General features: G+C 48.4%; 17 protein-coding genes. 4 read left to right on the forward strand and 13 right to left on the reverse strand.

From position 1 onward, the window contains the following. Nucleotides 1–1,194, forward strand: a 1,194-nt coding sequence (locus FE296_RS00555; RefSeq protein ID WP_150364012.1) for a Fe-Mn family superoxide dismutase, incomplete at its 5' end; no start/stop codon positions are given. Nucleotides 1,195–1,343: 149 nt separating this feature from the next. On the opposite strand, the gene FE296_RS00560 is transcribed toward FE296_RS00555, so the two are convergent. The 8 genes from FE296_RS00560 to FE296_RS00595 form a co-directional block, all read right to left on the reverse strand. Beyond that, nucleotides 1,344–1,568: a hypothetical protein gene (locus tag FE296_RS00560; protein WP_091039003.1), complete on the reverse strand. Its 225-nt coding sequence runs from the start codon at nt 1,566–1,568 to the stop codon at nt 1,344–1,346. Between the two features lie 71 nt (nt 1,569–1,639). After that, a complete protein-coding gene (locus FE296_RS00565) occupies nt 1,640–2,494 on the reverse strand; it encodes a lipoate--protein ligase family protein (RefSeq protein ID WP_150364013.1) in 855 nt (284 codons plus the stop codon). A 189-nt stretch (nt 2,495–2,683) separates the two neighbouring features. Continuing rightward, nucleotides 2,684–3,277 (reverse strand): GTP cyclohydrolase I FolE, encoded by a 594-nt coding sequence (gene folE / locus FE296_RS00570; RefSeq protein WP_036668229.1) that lies wholly within the window; start codon nt 3,275–3,277, stop codon nt 2,684–2,686. A gap of 97 nt (nt 3,278–3,374) precedes the next feature. Then, a complete protein-coding gene (locus FE296_RS00575; protein WP_017690778.1) occupies nt 3,375–3,638 on the reverse strand; it encodes a YneF family protein in 264 nt (87 codons plus the stop codon). A 165-nt stretch (nt 3,639–3,803) separates the two neighbouring features. Beyond that, complete coding sequence (locus FE296_RS00580) at nt 3,804–4,835, reverse strand: HD-GYP domain-containing protein (protein WP_124118754.1); 1,032 nt, start codon at nt 4,833–4,835, stop codon at nt 3,804–3,806. 15 nt (nt 4,836–4,850) lie between these two features. Beyond that, on the reverse strand, nt 4,851–6,731 hold the full coding sequence (gene queG, locus FE296_RS00585; protein WP_150364014.1) for a tRNA epoxyqueuosine(34) reductase QueG: 1,881 nt from the start codon (nt 6,729–6,731) through the stop codon (nt 4,851–4,853). A 171-nt stretch (nt 6,732–6,902) separates the two neighbouring features. Further along, the gene (lepB, locus tag FE296_RS00590) at nt 6,903–7,487 is read right to left on the reverse strand and encodes a signal peptidase I (protein WP_124118789.1); all 585 of its coding nucleotides are present in this window, start codon (nt 7,485–7,487) and stop codon (nt 6,903–6,905) included. Between the two features lie 345 nt (nt 7,488–7,832). Next, nucleotides 7,833–8,258, reverse strand: a complete 426-nt coding sequence (locus tag FE296_RS00595; RefSeq protein ID WP_017690782.1) for a GNAT family N-acetyltransferase — start codon at nt 8,256–8,258, stop codon at nt 7,833–7,835. 420 nt (nt 8,259–8,678) lie between these two features. Here FE296_RS00595 and FE296_RS00600 point away from each other — a divergent pair, with 420 nt between their 5' ends. Beyond that, nucleotides 8,679–9,290 carry a superoxide dismutase gene (locus FE296_RS00600; RefSeq protein ID WP_150364015.1) on the forward strand — a complete coding sequence of 204 codons (612 nt, stop codon included), beginning with the start codon at nt 8,679–8,681 and terminating at the stop codon, nt 9,288–9,290. Between the two features lie 189 nt (nt 9,291–9,479). Here FE296_RS00600 and mutY read toward each other — a convergent pair whose 3' ends face one another. Then, the gene (gene mutY / locus FE296_RS00605) at nt 9,480–10,835 is read right to left on the reverse strand and encodes an A/G-specific adenine glycosylase (RefSeq protein WP_150364016.1); all 1,356 of its coding nucleotides are present in this window, start codon (nt 10,833–10,835) and stop codon (nt 9,480–9,482) included. 29 nt (nt 10,836–10,864) lie between these two features. Further along, complete coding sequence (acpS, locus tag FE296_RS00610; protein ID WP_076216711.1) at nt 10,865–11,263, reverse strand: holo-ACP synthase; 399 nt, start codon at nt 11,261–11,263, stop codon at nt 10,865–10,867. A gap of 369 nt (nt 11,264–11,632) precedes the next feature. Here acpS and FE296_RS00615 point away from each other — a divergent pair, with 369 nt between their 5' ends. Then, nucleotides 11,633–12,448: an alpha/beta hydrolase family protein gene (locus FE296_RS00615; protein WP_150364017.1), complete on the forward strand. Its 816-nt coding sequence runs from the start codon at nt 11,633–11,635 to the stop codon at nt 12,446–12,448. A 162-nt stretch (nt 12,449–12,610) separates the two neighbouring features. On the opposite strand, the gene nadE is transcribed toward FE296_RS00615, so the two are convergent. The 3 genes from nadE to FE296_RS00630 all read right to left on the reverse strand — a co-directional run bounded on the left by nadE (nt 12,611) and on the right by FE296_RS00630 (nt 15,910). After that, nucleotides 12,611–13,420: an ammonia-dependent NAD(+) synthetase gene (nadE, locus tag FE296_RS00620; protein WP_047841401.1), complete on the reverse strand. Its 810-nt coding sequence runs from the start codon at nt 13,418–13,420 to the stop codon at nt 12,611–12,613. 139 nt (nt 13,421–13,559) lie between these two features. Continuing rightward, nucleotides 13,560–13,994, reverse strand: a complete 435-nt coding sequence (locus FE296_RS00625; RefSeq protein ID WP_091038991.1) for a BrxA/BrxB family bacilliredoxin — start codon at nt 13,992–13,994, stop codon at nt 13,560–13,562. Between the two features lie 221 nt (nt 13,995–14,215). Then, nucleotides 14,216–15,910 carry a two-component system sensor histidine kinase NtrB gene (locus FE296_RS00630; protein WP_190944974.1) on the reverse strand — a complete coding sequence of 565 codons (1,695 nt, stop codon included), beginning with the start codon at nt 15,908–15,910 and terminating at the stop codon, nt 14,216–14,218. Nucleotides 15,911–16,105: 195 nt separating this feature from the next. Between FE296_RS00630 and FE296_RS00635 the strand changes: the two genes are divergently transcribed. Then, nucleotides 16,106–17,332 (forward strand): BaiN/RdsA family NAD(P)/FAD-dependent oxidoreductase (locus FE296_RS00635; RefSeq protein ID WP_150364019.1); only part of this gene is annotated, 1,227 nt, incomplete at its 3' end.

Genomic DNA, 17,332 nt, shown 5'->3' on the forward strand with positions numbered 1-17,332 from the left:
CTCGTCATTCGTGCCCTGGTTCCTGATCTGGAGCCCCCATACGTCAAGCTACTGGAGGAATGGGAGGCTACCTTTGCAAACAGTGAGCGAGTAGCCAATCAGCTTTTAAAACAACTATTGCCTGGAACCCATCCGCCTGCCCCCTACATCGTTCGTTGTATCGATCAACTTGTGTTGGCAGCTCGGCAGCAATCGAGAGAGTTCATCAAACAGCTGTATGTTCTTCTGGAACAAAGTGCTGCTGTGCAAGCTGTACCACTTGCCAAAGTACTTATTCTGCATTTTATCCGCGAATCGGAGTATTTTCTGGGCGTATTGGATACGCTTAGCCAACCTGGTACCTTGCGTGAAACGGATTCGGAGCCATCACTTTTTCTGGAAAATGCGCTGCATACGTCAGGGTCAGGAAACATCCAACGCCAAGCTTCAGAAGCTCCAACTTCTCCAGAGGGGAATGTAAATGCACCTGCCGCTTCAGCTCAGATCCAATCCGCAACCGTTCAACCGCCTTCTACCGGAACAATACAAGCCACGCCCAGTTCTACAGCACCTCCCGTAAAAGAAAAGCCGGTTCCCATTGGAGGACACACACTGCCTCCCCTTCCCTATGCGTACAATGCGCTGGAGCCACATATTGATGAGCTGACGATGCGTATCCATCATGACAAACACCATCAATCTTATGTGGACGGACTAAATGTAGCAGAGAAAAAGCTGGCGGAATCGCGAAAAAAGAATAACTTCGAACTCATCAAGCATTGGGAACGTGAACTCGCCTTCAACGGCGCAGGTCACTACCTGCATACGATCTTCTGGACAATTATGAACCCTGCTGGCGGCGGCAAACCTTCCGGTATGCTGGCGGAGCAGATCAAGCGGGATTTCGGAAGTTATGAAGCGTTTAAGAATCAATTCACAGAAGCTGCGAACAAAGTGGAAGGCAGTGGCTGGGCGATGCTTGTCTGGAGCCCGAGAGCACATCGATTGGAGATTTTGCAAGCGGAAAAACACCAGAACCTGTCCCAGTCCGATATCGTACCACTCCTGCCACTGGATGTGTGGGAACACGCCTACTATCTGAAACATCAAAACGAACGCAAAAAGTATATCGAGGATTGGTGGAACGTTGTCTACTGGCCCGCTGTTGCCGAGCGTTACGAAACGGCACGCAAGTTGTTGTGGCCGCCTTATTAAGCTTGGGGTTAGATGGATTAGAGAAAAAAGGAGATATCTCCAGCCGAATGACTGAAAGATATCTCTTATGGTGTAGACAAAAAAGCAAGCCTCTTTTAAAAAGAGACTTGCTTGTATTTTGAGAGACTTCCTATTGCAAAAATGCTCACTTAAGAAGCACAGCCCTCGCACGCCACATAGTTGTCGCCAACCTGTTTGCTAATGGCGATCAGATCGCCCAACTTGATATCAGCCTCATCTGTAAACTCCAGATCGGCAATACGAGCAACGATCAGTGCAGCAGCCTCTTCCTTGCTTGTTGCCATTTGGCTGAACTCAGACTTTTCGCCTGTAGATACAACCTCATATAAGTACGTATATCTCAACGTTTCCATCCTAACACTCTCCTTCCGAAATCACATCATATCATCTCTATTACCCAATTCCAAGTCCGATTATCAAGAACTCAATCATAGCGCAGTTTCATCTGCTCAGCTGTCAGACGTACTTCTTCAGAGCCAACGCTAAGCACCCTGCTGGCTTCCGCCTGTGGATAGCGATCACGCAGAGTTCGAACCAAAGAGGCGGTATATGCTGCCGCCGAAGGGACACCTGCCAACTCCTTCAGACTTGCCATCGTGCCAGGTTGAACATCCGGATACCCTTCACTCGCCCCACCTGCTGCATGCTGATAAAATTGACGCACGTCCGCTGCCAGTTGATCTCCCTGACCTTCCACGATGATAAAAGCAGTAATAATATACGCCTTTGCCTGCCTGCGCTGGGCAATACCACAGAATTTCAACCCACCTACACTGACATCATAGTCTCCCGGGCAAAAAGCACCCTGAACCTCACCAGTTTGCGCCTGATTCGACCACGGCGTTAGCGACTCGGCAATAATCGAAGCCATCTCCCGGAAATCATCATGAATATTGATGGCATGTCCGGGGTTAGGCAGAATCAGCGACAGGTTGACCACCCCTGGGTTCAAGGGTACTGCCGCTCCACCGGAAGGCCGAACACAGATCGCTGTCCCTTGGCTTCTAATCTGTTCCATCGCTTCTACAGCCTGTGGCAACCTGCGGTCACGCAGACCTGCTACAAAGGCATCTGGGTGTCTCCATATATGTGCAACAGGCAGATGCCCTGCCCCAACCCGCCTGCACATGACTTCTTCCCAAGCAAAAGCTTCGAGTACACTACTGCCTTGTCGCATGAGTGGTGTCTCCCAGATTTGCAGACGCAATGAAACCTGCTTATCTGCCTGTAGTCCCTTTTCCGGCTGAACCGGTTGATCTGAATGGGAAGGTACACTCATCGTTCCATTACCTCCGGCTTAACGAATTCATATGTATCCAGTATATAGGAATGACAACGCATATATAAATAAGCCGGTTCCCAGGGAACACGGCTTATTTATATCACATCCTATGGCTTAGAAACTGCTGCTTCCAAAACCAGAGGAACTTACTCACCCGGCTTGTCCAGCGAGTGGACATACCTGATCTTAATCTTTCACCAAAGACAAGAACTCCGCACGTTGTGCCGGATTCTCACGGAAAGAACCACGTACAGCAGACGTTACCGTCTTGCTTCCCGGTTTCTTCACGCCGCGGGAACACATGCACAAGTGCTCGCCTTCCACAACGACCATAACTCCATGAGGTTCAACGGCCTCTGTCAGAATGTCAGCGATCTGTGAAGTAATACGTTCCTGAACCTGCAGGCGACGTGTTACTGCTTCGACCAGACGAGCCATTTTGCTCAGACCAACGATCTTGCCGCTTGGTACATACCCAATGTGCACCTTGCCAAAGAACGGCGCCATGTGGTGCTCACACTGACTGTAGTAGACAATATCCTTGACGATAACCAGTTCTTCATGGTTCTCGTCAAACGTGACACCGAGCACATCGCGCGGGTCCACTTCATATCCACCAAAAATTTCTTCATACATTCGGGTTACACGTGCAGGCGTTTCAAGCAGCCCTTCACGTGTACTATCTTCTCCGATCAATTTCAGGATCTGCTCTACATGATACTCGATCTTTTCCCGATTGTCGGATACTTTTGAATTCAAATAATCTTTAACGCCAGCCACTGCCAAACGCCTCCTTTCGAACCACTACTGTAAGAGGTTGTTCAAAAAGTCCGACCCAACTTTTTGAACACGCACTTTAAGCAGTTATTCCCTGCTATTATTTTCGGCGGCCCGAACTTTTACGCGCAGGATGCTGTTGCGGCTGAGGCATTTTCGCTCCTGGCTGCTGATTCTTCATCATCTGCTGGGCACGCTGCATTTGCTTGCCATTCAGGTTGTAGCCCATTTGCTTCGCCATTTTCTGAAGCATGTCCGGATTGCTTTGCATTTTCTCAAGTTGTTTACGCAAGTAGAACACCCCGATGAAAAATCCCCCGACCAGACCAACAATCAATGTGATAATCGGTATAACAATATCCATCTCTTAGACACCTCTGTATGCATTCTAAAAAGCCTGATAATCCGTGTCACTTCATGATGTTTAACACACATGTTGCAAACCTGACACAGACCGGATTTCCTGAAAGTATCATAGCATTTCCGCACGCCTTGAGCAAACGGATTTTCCAGTTGAACCGCACACAAGCTACGTCATGACAGCTTCAATGAAAACGGTTGTATGCTGAGCCAGATCGATTTCAACCACATCCAGAGAATAACGCGTACTCCCGCGCGCCACCCTGATTACAGGTCTGCCGGGCAATCCCCGATGTTGACGCACAATGACTCCAGTCTCTTTGGTGGATAGTCGTACCGCTGTACCATTGGGATACACGGATACACTCTTGTTGAACTCAATCAGAATGTCCCGGTCCAGCTTTGTACCTGACAACGCCATCATCTCTTCACAGGCCTCATGTGGCATCAAACTGTCCTTGGATAAACCATTAATGAGATTATCATAGATATTAGCCACACTAACGATTCTCGCAAACAGATGAATGTCACTCCCCTTGATCCCTCTCGGCATGCCTGTACCATCTACATGCTCATGATGTTGCAGGGCTGTATGGGCGACCAACAGACTGAACTCCCGTTTGTTCTTAATCACTTCGAATCCACGCCATGTATGGTGCAGCGAAGAATTCGCAGCAGAGCCACTGCCCGGAGGTTCCCCCACTTTGCCAATATCATGCAATAATGCCCCCACAGCAAGGTCCTTCAGTTGATTATAATTGAGTCCCATATTCAGTCCGATGACCGAAGACAACAAACATACATTCATCGCATGAACATACTGTGCGTTGTCTTTGGTACGAATATCGGTGAGCTGCACTAACAGTTCACGCCCGTTCAGTACATCATTCAGCAACTTCTCTATACTGAGGGCAACCTTTCTGGGACTCCAGTCTTTCCCGGAGCGAATGGATTCGAGTGTGACACTCATTTCGTTAATTATTGCCCGTTTCGTGGTTTCATCCAGAATGTCTTCTGTATCCACATCTTTATACGCTTCATCCTGGATGTATAACATGGTCACGCCAATACGCTTCAGCGTATTGACCATGTATACGGTGAGCTGGACTCCGGCAGACAGCAATACCGTGCCGTTACTGGAATATACCGTCTTGCCCAGAAGCTCCCCCGCTTCCACGCTCTCCACGTTTACATACTTCATGAACGTCCCCCGCTCTTACGATAGCTGCTCCAATGCGAGCAATTGCTCCTTGGTTTGCAGACCGCCTACATAACCCACCAGGGTACCGTCTTTACCACTGATACGGTGACAGGGAATAATAATCGGAATCGGATTCTTGCTAATGGCGTCCAGAACTGCACGAACAGCCTTGGGTCTGCCGATGATTTCCGCAACCTGTTGGTGTGATGAGGCCTCTCCATAAGATATATCGGACAGAACTTGCCATACTTGTAGCTGGAATGGTGTTCCAAGCGGATCAAGCTGCAAGTCGAACGTTTTTCTCTCCCCTGCAAAATACTCCTTTAACTGTTTAGCAGCTTCGCTGAGCTTCTCTTCATTCTTCTCATATCGATACTCGCCAATCCAGATGCGGGCCCATTGTTGCAGATGAGCTTCCCGTACGTGAAAGGCGCCAAAATCTATATGACACAGCCCTTCATCCGTCGCGCATATCGTAAGAGTACCAATCGGTGTTAGTACCTCATCGTAGTATACGGGCTTGCCATGAAGACCCGTAACGGCTGAAGGTTTCCACGCTGCGGCTTCCGGTTTGGCAGGCTGTGCAGACTGCTCACTACCCGGTTCAATCCCAGCTTCCATTTTCAAATCCTGTTGTAACGCACGCAAGGCATTGTGCTCGTTGTTCTGTTCCTCTGGCTGCTTCTCACTCACTTGCCCAGCCTGTGGCTGTTTGGGTAAGGTCTCGGACGAACTCAGTCGCTCCTCGGCCTTCTGCAGCATGCTTAGTACGTTCCCATCTTGTTCGTTAGCGGCAGCTTCCCCAATTGCTCTCATGGCGTCTTCTCCTCCAATTCTGCTTAACGCCCAAGCTGCGGTTCCCCGCAACTCGGGGCGTGGATCACGTTTTAATACTTCTGTAAGTTTGGGTACAGCACTTTTGTCTTTGAAATTGCCCAGGGCAATAACGGCGTTGCGTTGAATCGGCTTCTTGCCCCGCCAAGCGGCGGAACTCTGACCGAAACGTTCCTTGAATTCCCGGTTACCAATGTCCAGTAGCGGCAGCAGGAGTGGCTTCACAATCTCCGGATCGGGATGAAACTCGGGATGGTGATCCCAGTTCTTGCCCCGGTTCTTCGGACAGACAATCTGGCACGTATCACAACCGTACAGGCGGTTTCCAATTTTCAGCATAAACTCTTCATCGACGAACCCTTTCGTCTGGGTCACAAATGAAATGCAACGCTGTGCATTCAGCTGTCCCGGCCCCACCAATGCTCCTGTAGGGCAGGCATCAATACATTTTGTACATTCACCGCAGTCCTCGGTCACAGGTGTGTCTGGTTGAAAAGGAATATTCGTTACCAGTTCCCCGAGAAAAATCCATGAACCGAATTTGGGTGATATAATGGCACAGTTTTTGGCGCTAAAACCAATCCCCGCACGCTGGGACACCGCACGATCCACCAATGCCCCGGTGTCTACCATACTTTCGATCATGGCCTCAGGTACACGTTCACGTATAAAGTTTACCAGCTTGTCCATCGCTGCACGCAGGACCTGATGATAGTCCTGCCCCCAAGCCGAACGGGCAAAAATCCCCCGGTAGGCTCCTGGCTCCGACTTCGGCGGATTTACCATCTTGGATGGGTATGCCACAGCTATAGCAATAAGTGAAGCGGGCTCGCCATCTTTTAAGGCGGGGTGCACCCTTTTTTCAATATCCGGCTCTTCAAAGCCTGAAGCATACCCCTTATCCCGCGACTGCTCCAGCAGCGACTTTAGGGAAACAAAGGGATCAGCAGAAGCAAATCCGATATCATCAATGCCCAGTCCGGGGCCAGCTGCCTTGATCTCCTGTTTTAACTTCTCCCATACGGAGGCATCCTGTGCTGCCCCGGTCTGTACGCTCGTCATTTCTCTTCCCTCTCTTCTTCCGACACTTATTCCGTAAATAGTGAACGCCCGCCTCACGGTAAGAGGACAGGCGTTAATTTCTATATATGCCTTGCATACTTGAATTCAAACGGAACGAGTCTATATGGTTTAACGCAAAATGCAGTCTGAAGTTGTTGTCCTGTCAGCATTTTACAATTTCTTCAATTCAGAAAATGGCCAGAAAATAAATTCAGCCTTACCTACAATCTGGTCGGATGTAATACTGCCAAACACGCGGCTATCCTTACTTTTGCCTTCATGACGATTATCCCCCATCACGAAGAAATGATCCGGCTCCAGTGTGATTGGGCCAAAATCAGGGTCCTGCACCTCAATATCGGTGTACGTTTCCGCTTGTTGCTCGCCGTTCACATATAGATGGTGATCCCTAACTTCAATTGTATCTCCCGGAAGTCCAACGATCCGTTTCACCAGAAAATCCTTCTTCTCTACACCTTCACTTGGATCACGAAGTACGATCACATCTGATCGGGAAGGAGTACCCAGATGGTATACGATTTTGTTGACAAAAAGGCGATCTCGCTCAACCAGTGTCGGCTGCATGGACTGTCCCTTGACCATTGACAGATTAAACACAAACAGGTTCAGCAGCATCATGATTACAAAAGCAACAACAATCGTTTTGACCCAGTCCCACAGCTCGACAACCCATGATTTCCCCGGTTGTTCAGGCTTTGGCGGTTCATTATGTTCCTCGGAAGTCACATGTTCCATTGAATGATTATTGGAATTCAAAGGGACACCTCATTTATTAAATAGTTGAATTAAACTTGTAACATGGTAACCATACTCCCTTTCAGTCTACTTCATTTGGGAGAGTGAAACAATTGGTTATGAGCACCAATACCTTCGTTATCGTGAATACAGCCGGGATAGCGCAGTGGTCTAATCGAATTGGGAGACACCGAAGCATGATCAGAGAATGAGAAAACCAGAGGAATATTACGTAAAGAACGCTCATACAAATAGAAAGGCACATCCCTCACGTTTTTTACACGTTAAAGAGATATGCCTAATATGAAATGGAAATCTTCTTTTATTTCTTTTTAAACATGCAAACTAAGCTTTGGACAAAATACTAAGAGTCTGGAAAGCGCTCATAATCTGATTGGCACCGTAACCCATTGCTTCATATAGAGGCATGGCTACTTTGTTGTGCTCATCACCCGCCACCCATACCTGACTGACTTTACGCTGCTGGAACCGCTGTTCCATAGCCTCGACAAGTGTTTTGCCGACTCCACGGCGACGATAGTCTGGATGTACCGCAATACGGTAGATACAACCCTGGTTGTGATCAATCGTACCGATCAAAGCGCCTACGAGGTCTCCCTCTTCTTCCGCAACCATGATCAGGTCAGAATCCCATGACAATTGACGGGCAAACGGGCCCATCGTGTTCTCATAACACTCTTCCGATAGTGCAACCTGGAGAAGCTCCGTCATCTGGCTTGCATCACTCAACTGAAAGGAACGAACGTGCATGTCTTAAATCTCCCTTTTCGTTAGCTTAGATGAGGTTTTTTACAAAAAGGGAATCCCTTTTTACCAAAAACCCAATGTTCATATAATGACAAAAAACGAGAAAATACCGCTTCTTCGTCAATTAAACCATACTTTTCTCCATAAAACACGCATTTTCTTTTGAAAGCGCTTAATTGTAAACGTTTACATACAAATATTAAACTTCACATCCATTTTAACGCCTGAAAACACATAAATAGTTGCATAAAGGGTAAAATATGTTTGTTATCTCTGGCCCATCATTAGATCAACGCCTCGGGGGACTTAATAAACAAAAATGTTGCTTAATTAGCCCGAATGCGGTTTAATAATAGTGGCAAGGGTATTATTACATATGTACCTGATTTCAAAAAAACCTAAAATCTCAGGAGGTATTTCATTATGGCTTTTCAATTACCGGCACTTCCTTACGCTAACGACGCACTGGAACCACATATCGATGCACAAACGATGGAAATCCACCACGATCGCCATCACAATACTTATGTAACCAACTTGAACGCAGCTCTGGAAAGTGCTCCTGAACTGCAAGAAAAAAGTTTGGAAGATCTGATTGCTAACCTTGACAGCGTACCTGAAGGCATCCGCACAGCGGTTCGCAACAATGGTGGTGGACATGCTAACCACAGCTTGTTCTGGGAAATCATTGGACCTAACGGCGGCGGCGCTCCTACAGGTGATATCGCAGCAGCAATCGATAGCGAACTGGGTGGCTTTGATAAATTCAAAGAAGATTTCGCTAAAGCAGCTACAACTCGCTTCGGTTCCGGCTGGGCTTGGCTCGTAGTTGGCAAAGATGGCAAGTTGTCCATCACTAGCACACCTAACCAAGACAGCCCTCTCTTCGAAGGTCTGACTCCGGTTCTGGGCCTGGATGTATGGGAGCACGCTTACTACCTGAAATATCAAAACAAACGTCCTGATTACATCGGCGCTTTCTGGAATGTAATCAACTGGGATGAAGTGAACAAACGTTACGCTTCTGCAAAATAAGATTGTTTGCATGCAACAGTTAACATAAAAGAGAGCCTGATTCGGTCATCGTGACCGTGATCAGGCTCTCTTTTTGCTATCGCTATAGTTAATGGGTGTTTTGGCTATTTCCCCAAATACGGGCTTTGAAGGGCACTTTTGGGTTGATTGGGCTATGATATCGTCACTCTGGTTCGTTAGCTCCCCCATTTAATCATTCACTTGATCAAACGCACCGGCAAAATAACTGCCGATCAGCTTTAGAAATATGTTGGGGAATGCCATCTTGTCCATATCTTCCGGACCGATCCAGCGGTAGGTCAAGCCATCACCTTTACCTGTCAGTGTCGTAGTACTCAGTGCTAGGTCACTAACGTCAGATGATGACATCAACCTCTCTCCATCGTTAAGCGATGTTGAGATGTTCTGCGTATTAGGCGTGCCTGGCTCCGATGAATGCGTTGTGTCTGCAGCTGATAATGAGGCTGTGCCCTCCCTTGTTGCCGCCTGTGCATCGTAGGCGGCTCTGGCTTCCGCTGCGATCAGCGGAAGCTCACTGCTCTGGTCCTGCTCGGTACACTTGTACACCTGCAGGCTCCAGACAATGTGGCTGAACACATGCTCCGCATGGGTAGCCAGCCCTTCCGGGCGGGCAGCGAAGCCTTCCGCCCACAGACTGCCGGCCAGCAATGCCATGGCCGGCTCATCCGCCAGCGGCGCCGCCTTCTTGCTGGCTGCGGCGGGCGCCGCGAGCACATGCGGCAGCTCCCACATGCGGGCCAGCAGGCCTGTGTCTGGGCGCTGGCGCACAAGTACTTGGCCGCGGTGATCCCCGCAGCCCTCCACAATCGCGACCAACCGCTGCTCAGGGCGCGGCGGCTTCGCCTTGGTCTTGACCGGCAGCGTAAGCTCTCTTCCAGCGATGCGGCCGGAACATTGCTCCATGACCGGACAAGTCAGGCAGTGCGGCGCTTTGGGCGTGCACACCAGCGCACCAAGCTCCATCAGCGCCTGATTGAAATCACGCGCCCGCCCTTCCGGAATGAGCTCTCCTGCGAGCTCTTCCATCAACACCCGGGTGCTGCCCTTCATAATGTCCTCATCAATGAGGAAGTATCGGGACAGGACCCGCATAACATTGCCATCTACCGCAGGCTGCGGCTGATTAAAGGCAATGCTGAGAATGGCCCCGGCCGTATACGGGCCCACCCCTTTTAAGGCGAAGACAGCCTGCTTGTCCTGAGGCATCTCGCCTCCGTGCAGCTCCATGACTTGTCTCGCGGCTGCCTGAAGATTACGTGCACGGGAGTAATAGCCCAGTCCCTCCCAATTTTTCAACACATCCTCTTCGGGTGCTTCTGCCAACGCCTGCACGGTCGGGAAGTTCCCGATAAAACGATTGAAATACGGAATTACCGTATCAACCCGCGTCTGCTGAAGCATAATTTCTGATACCCATGTAAAATACGGATTGTTGTGGCGCCGCCACGGTAAATCCCGTCGGTTGATCATATACCAATCCAGCAAATTCACGCTGAAATGTTGTTTCTGTTCCTGTAAACCCATATTTCCGTCCTCTCCTATTGCCAAGCTAGCTACTTTTCCATCTGTTCTACGATCGCAAAGGCCGCTGCCAGTTCCGTCTGATGTGTAATACTCAAATGAATGTCATATTGCTTATCATATGGCAGCTGTAGACGTTCCCAGGCTTGACTGGACAGCGAGGCCACGGGACGTCCTGTCCCATCAGGCAGCACCTCAATGTCAGTGAAGCCCATGACACCACCAATACCGCAGCCAAATGCCTTGGACACCGCTTCTTTCGCTGCAAATCGACCGGATACAAACTCCGTCATCCGCTTCCCTCGACGAACCGCGATCTCCCGCTCTGCTGGCGTTAAAATTCGTTTCAGAAATGCTTCCGCATGGCGACCGGACAGCAGCTTCCGCATACGTCCAATCTCCAGCACATCATTGCCTATGCCATATATCATCAACGCTTCACCCGCTTAATCTTTTATACTGTAAGAGGTTGTTCAAAAAGTCCGCTTTTGATTACGAAAGATGCCTACTGGCATCATCAACTTCGAACATGGAATTCAGCCGAAATGTCCGTTGCTCACGTAGTATCTCCTACGCTCCGCTACTCCATTTCTACCTTCATCCCACCTTCTTGGTACTGAAAACCGCTCTTTTTGAACATGCATTGTAAAATATCTCCATTCAATCACATGTTCCGTAACTCTCCGAACACGTATTCTATTGTAGCAGGAGGGACGATCAGAAGCGAGTACCTATCCGCATTACCATATATGCTAAAATATGAATCAGGAATCGTCTGAAATTCTTAGGAGGTCTGAATAATGCCCATAACTTTTGAATTACCCACTGACGTAGATGCGATCATTCGCGGAGACTTTTTCCCTGCCCAACAATCCGCTCAAGGTGTCATCATCCTGGCTCACGGATACAAAGGCTTCAAAGATTGGGGCATGTTCCCCTATGCAGCTTCACAGCTAAGCCAGACACATCATGTGCTGACCTTTAATTTCTCTCACAACGGTATCGGCGAATATCTGGAGCAATTCTCTGAACTTGAAAAGTTCGCAGTGAATACCTACAGCCGGGAGCTTGCCGATCTGGCCCTGGTACTGGAACATGTGGCTACACAACCTGAACTCACTGGACTTCCTGTATACCTGGTTGGCCATAGCCGCGGCGCGGGCGTAAGTCTCGTCTATGCACTCGATCATCCCGAGCAGGTGGCAGGTGTCATCTCCTGGAACGGCGTAACCAATCTGGATCTCTTCACAGCGGAGCAAAAAGAAGAAATGCGTACGCATGGCCGCAGCCATGTCGTTAACGGACGCACTGGCCAGCAGATGCCACTGGACGTGTCCATTCTGGAAGACCTGGACAAGCATAGCAAACGTTACGCTATCATTGATCGCTTGGCTTCTTCACCTGTGCGAGTCGCACTCATTCAGGGAACAGAAGATCCCCAACGTCTGCGTGCCGGTTCTGCCGCACTGGTTCAAGCACGCACTGATATCCCATGGCACCAGATACCTGAAGGGAACCACACCTTTAATACGGTACATCCATTTAAAGAAACCACTCCGCAACTGGAGCAAGCCATCACCCAAACCCTGCAACAGATCAAAGACTGGAGTAGCTAACTCATCTTTAATATAGTAGTCACCTGGATTTTTGGGGTTTCTCGTTCCACATAACAAAAAGAGTCACTGCCGTAAGCAGTGACTCTTTTTGCATTCCCTAAGAGGGACGATATTTCAATATTGGTGTTAACAGCCTATAACGATCATGCTCATCCATCCGTATTAGATACCAGGGATGGCATTGCGTTTGTGATGTGTGCGCGTATAGAACGCTTCGAGGCGCTCTTGTGCAGCCGGATCGATCTGTTTGCCTTCGAGATAGTCGCTGTTCGCTTCATACGAAATTCCCAGCTCATCTTCGTCCGTCTGACCTTCCCATAGTCCTGCAGATGGTGCCTTGTCCAAAATAGCCTGTGGCACGTTCAGATATGCTGCCAGCTGGCGTACCTGACGTTTGTTCAAGGTACTCAGTGGCGTGATATCCACAGCGCCATCGCCCCATTTGGTATAGAAGCCTGTGATGGCTTCGGACGCATGATCCGTACCTACAACGAGCAGGTTCTCTTCAAACGAAAGCGCATATTGCATAACCATACGAGTTCTCGCCTTAACATTACCTTTGCCTTGATGAGTCATATGGCGTGGGCTTCCCAAGGATTTGAAACCTTGCTCCACTTCCAGCGCAATCTCGTTAACTGCATCTTCAATATTGGTTTCCACGACATGCTTCAGATCGTATGCTTTAGCTACAGCGTAGCTGTGGTCGATATCGGATTGTTCACCATAAGGTTGGAACACACCAAGCGTTTTGTACTCTTGGTTGTTCTCTTGCGTAAGCTCGTCCGTCGCTTTTTTGCAAAGCGCCGTAGCCACTGCACTGTCAATACCGCCGCTGATCGCAATCAGCAAACCCTTGGCACCCGCATTTTTCACATACGTCTTCAGAAAATCAACACGCTTGCGTACTTCCTCTTCTTCATTAATGCTTGGTTTAACCTTCAATTCAGCGATGATCTGTTGTTGCAAACTCATCGTTCACACACCCCGTTTCTAAATGAATGAAATTTGATGTCCAGCTTGAAAGGTCCGAATGGTTCAATAACCTTATCTATCCAAAATGAAACGCCCCGGCATCGGTGATCCGAAGGGCGGGGCGTTCTATTGGAGCGAATTAACGGCAGTAACGGTCAAATGCACTTTTGAGATCAGCCGCAATATCCTCTGCAGAACGGTCTTCCACTTGATGACGCTCGATAAAGTGAACGAGTTCTCCGTCTTTCATCAGAGCGATGGACGGTGAAGATGGAGGATACGGTGCAAAGAATTCACGTGCTTTTGCAGTTGCTTCTTTGTCCTGACCAGCAAATACAGTGTACAGGTGATCCGGTGTAATATCGTGCTGAAGTGCTTGGGACACACCTGGGCGACATTGACCTGCGGCACATCCGCAGACAGAGTTAATGACAACCAGCGCTGTTCCTTTTGCATCCGGAAGACTTGCTTCCACTTCTTCAGGAGTACGCAACTCCTGGATTCCTAGACGAGTTAACTCATCCCGCATGGGTTGAACCATATCTTTCATGTATTGATCAAATGACATCGACATTCGGTTTCACTCCTTATAAATGGTTGTTCTATGATCTCGATAGAATTAAAGGCGAATAACTCTCCAAAACAACATTACATTCATATCGAACATTATGGATGTAATGATGTGCTATTCCTATTATACATCCATAAGCAATGAAAGCAAGATTCAGAAACCGCCTGCGGAAAGGCCTCTTCCATAATATTATGTCTCAATGTCTGGCAAAATATGCTGAATGACTAACGTTCAAATGCCACTTTGAAGGTCGTGCCCTGGCCTTCCTCCGATTCCACAGTAATGGTTCCGTTATGTCGTTCCACAATACTCAGGCACATGGACAATCCAAGTCCGGTTCCCTTGGCTTTTGTCGTATAGAAAGGTTCAAACAGCTTTTCCTTCTTCACTCTGGGTAGACCAGGTCCTGTGTCACGTACACACAGTTCCACTTTATCATCCACTATCCGTGTCTCCAGCGTAAGCACACCCTTCTCATTCATGGCTTCCATCCCGTTACGGGCCAGGTTCAACACCACCTGTTTGATTTCCTTAGAATTGAGATGCAGCTTCGGCACATTATGGGCCAACATGAGTTCAATACTCTGACCACGCAGGTTCGCATCCGCCCATAACAATGGACTCAGTTCATGTATGATATCGTGCAACTGGGATTCTTCTTTCTCGGCAATACGATTCTGAGCCAAAGACAAGAAATCATTAATGATACTGTTGGCCCGGTCCAGCTCTTCCAGAACGATTCGGTAATAGTGATCGAGGGAGTCAGGACTCTTTTCCTGCATGAGTTGAAGAAAACCCCGCACAACCGCCATTGGATTACGTACCTCATGCGTAATGCTTGCAGCCATCTGCCCCACCAGACTGAGACGATCCACATTATCCAGTTCACTTCGCAACATCTCAAGCTCCGTGATATCCTGAATGATCAGCATGGCTCCTGTAACTTCTCTCGCAGACTCTGTTGAAAAGGCATACATCGGTACGGTTCGGGACTGAAATACGTATGCACCGTAACGAACGGTCAACCCACTAATCTCACCATGAACGATGGCTCTGCGAATGCTTTTATCCATCTTATCCGCCTGACCTTGTTCAACAAATTGACTGGCAGGCTGTCCAATGAGATCAGGCGTGGAGGTACAAGGTAGCTGCTCCCTTGCGGTTTGCTCCATCATCTCATTGACAAACATGACTGTGCCTTGTTTATCTACGGTGGCAATGGAGAGAGGCACTGCATTCAGAATCTGATGAAGTTTCTCCGTTTCAGCTATGTATCGGTGGTGAACTTCCGAGAGATGCTGCTCCAGCCCGCGATATTGCTTCATCCGTTCCAGCCATAGCAGACTCAGACTGCCCGCAACAATGGCTCCAGCGGTATATCCAAGTGCTGTAAGTATCATGTAGGTCGCAGAGTATGTGGATTCATTCTGGAGGGATGCGATCCATAACAGACTCGTTACAATCAGTTCCATTGTAATCAGGATGATGAGGATCGCCATTTTGCGAGAAGGTGTATTATGCTTGAATCGTTTGGCAGACAACCATACAATAGGATAGAGAAGAATGCCCGTATGAAGGAGAAATCCGTACAGATCATAGGGATGCGCAAAAAGAAAATAGAAGAGAATATGTAGAATGGACAGCGTTACGCCTATAGCGGACTTACAATACAAAATAACAAGTATCACAGGTACGATGCTTAATGATATGGGTACGGCCACCGGGCTTGCATAGAGCGAAAACAGCAGACACAATAACATGCTCGCGACACTTGTCACAGCAAAACTGGTATGAACGGTTCCGGCATGTTCCATTCTGGCAATAGCCCGCTTGGAAAGTACCAGACGGAATAAGGGAATCAGAAATACCGCCGACCCTGCCAGCAGTACTTGTAAAAGCATGTCCTTTAACGCAACCACAATGCCATCTCCTCCTCTGCCTGCACATTCCCTCATGTATTTCTGATTAAAACATAGGCGACAGTATATTACAATATATCCCTTAAGACTGCACAATAGAACTGCTCATAACTCCATTATATTTCAGAAAAAGCCAGGAGTAGACACATTTTACGTAAAACAGACAAAATCAATGAAAAAAGAGGGTAATAACATATGTATGATGTCATTGTAATTGGTGGTGGATCTGCGGGCCTGATGGCTTGCGTTGCTGCTGCCGAGCATGGAGCCTCCGTGCTTCTGCTGGATAAAGGAGATCAACTGGGTCGTAAACTAGGCATCTCTGGCGGAGGTCGATGCAATGTAACCAATGCCAAGGAAACGGATGAACTCATCCGACATATTCCGGGCAATGGACGCTTTTTATATAGTTCGTTTCAGAATCTGGACAACCAGGGAATCATGCGTTTCTTCGAGAATCTCGGAATTGCCCTGAAAGAAGAAGACAACGGCAGAATGTTTCCTGTAACCGATAAAGCGAAAACAGTTGTGGATGCGCTTGTAGGCAAGATTGTCTCCCTCGGCGTTGAGATTCGCACCAAAGAACCAGTCAAGGAAATTATTCAGAATGGTCAGCAGGTACAGGGTGTTAAATTGATATCCGGTAAAACTATTCTTGGGCGCTCTGTCATCATCGCTACCGGCGGCAAGTCCGTACCCCAAACCGGATCTACCGGAGACGGTTATCCTTGGGCTGAGGCTGCGGGCCACACGATAACGGAGTTATATCCGACCGAAGTGCCCATTGTGTCTGGAGAGAGTTGGATTCAGTCCAAAGAACTGCAAGGTTTGTCTTTGAGGGATATTGCTCTATCCGTAGTGGATGCCAAAGGAAAAACAGTCATCTCCCATCGCGGGGATATGATCTTCACGCATTTTGGAGTGTCCGGACCCGTCGCACTGCGTTGCAGCCAATTTATCCGCAAGGTTCAGATGAAGTCTGGAAACCCACAGGTCATTATGAGCATTGATCTGTTCCCGGAGCTGTCCCTAGGTGCATTGGAAGCACAGGTGCAACAGGTATTGGAACAAGAATCCCGCAAGGCTGTCAAAAACATTTTAAAAACATGGGTTCCTGAACGCATGATTCCCTTAATGATGAAACGGGCAGAGATCAGCGATGACCTTACGTTCCACCATTTTCCCAAAGGTATGTTAAGCAACTTGTGCGGGCTAATGAAGGCTTTTACCTTCCGTGCAGACGGAACGAGATCGCTCAAAGAAGCCTTTGTTACTGGGGGAGGAGTCCACTTAAAGGAGATATACCCAAAAACAATGGAATCCAAGCTGCTGCCTGGACTATTCTTTTGCGGTGAAGTTTTGGATATTCACGGCTACACCGGAGGGTATAATATCACCGCTGCATTCTCCACAGGATATACG

It is taken from the genome of Paenibacillus sp. UASWS1643 (genome assembly GCF_008693195.1).
GTDB lineage: Bacteria > Bacillota > Bacilli > Paenibacillales > Paenibacillaceae > Paenibacillus > Paenibacillus amylolyticus_B.

What these genes read in the sequence shown, in the direction of transcription:
- mutY (WP_150364016.1), bottom strand. Translation starts at nt 10,835, where the DNA reads ATGGGTTTACAGGAACAGAAACAACATTTCAGCGTGAATTTGCTGGAT.
- nadE (WP_047841401.1), bottom strand. Translation starts at nt 13,420, where the DNA reads ATGAGTTTGCAACAACAGATCATCGCTGAATTGAAGGTTAAACCAAGC.
- FE296_RS00580 (WP_124118754.1), bottom strand. Translation starts at nt 4,835, where the DNA reads ATGAAGTATGTAAACGTGGAGAGCGTGGAAGCGGGGGAGCTTCTGGGC.
- FE296_RS00565 (WP_150364013.1), bottom strand. Translation starts at nt 2,494, where the DNA reads ATGAGTGTACCTTCCCATTCAGATCAACCGGTTCAGCCGGAAAAGGGA.
- FE296_RS00615 (WP_150364017.1), top strand. Translation starts at nt 11,633, where the DNA reads ATGCCCATAACTTTTGAATTACCCACTGACGTAGATGCGATCATTCGC.
- FE296_RS00600 (WP_150364015.1), top strand. Translation starts at nt 8,679, where the DNA reads ATGGCTTTTCAATTACCGGCACTTCCTTACGCTAACGACGCACTGGAA.
- FE296_RS00625 (WP_091038991.1), bottom strand. Translation starts at nt 13,994, where the DNA reads ATGTCGATGTCATTTGATCAATACATGAAAGATATGGTTCAACCCATG.
- lepB (WP_124118789.1), bottom strand. Translation starts at nt 7,487, where the DNA reads ATGGAACATGTGACTTCCGAGGAACATAATGAACCGCCAAAGCCTGAA.
- FE296_RS00575 (WP_017690778.1), bottom strand. Translation starts at nt 3,638, where the DNA reads ATGGATATTGTTATACCGATTATCACATTGATTGTTGGTCTGGTCGGG.
- FE296_RS00560 (WP_091039003.1), bottom strand. Translation starts at nt 1,568, where the DNA reads ATGGAAACGTTGAGATATACGTACTTATATGAGGTTGTATCTACAGGC.
- queG (WP_150364014.1), bottom strand. Translation starts at nt 6,731, where the DNA reads ATGACGAGCGTACAGACCGGGGCAGCACAGGATGCCTCCGTATGGGAG.
- acpS (WP_076216711.1), bottom strand. Translation starts at nt 11,263, where the DNA reads ATGATATATGGCATAGGCAATGATGTGCTGGAGATTGGACGTATGCGG.
- FE296_RS00595 (WP_017690782.1), bottom strand. Translation starts at nt 8,258, where the DNA reads ATGCACGTTCGTTCCTTTCAGTTGAGTGATGCAAGCCAGATGACGGAG.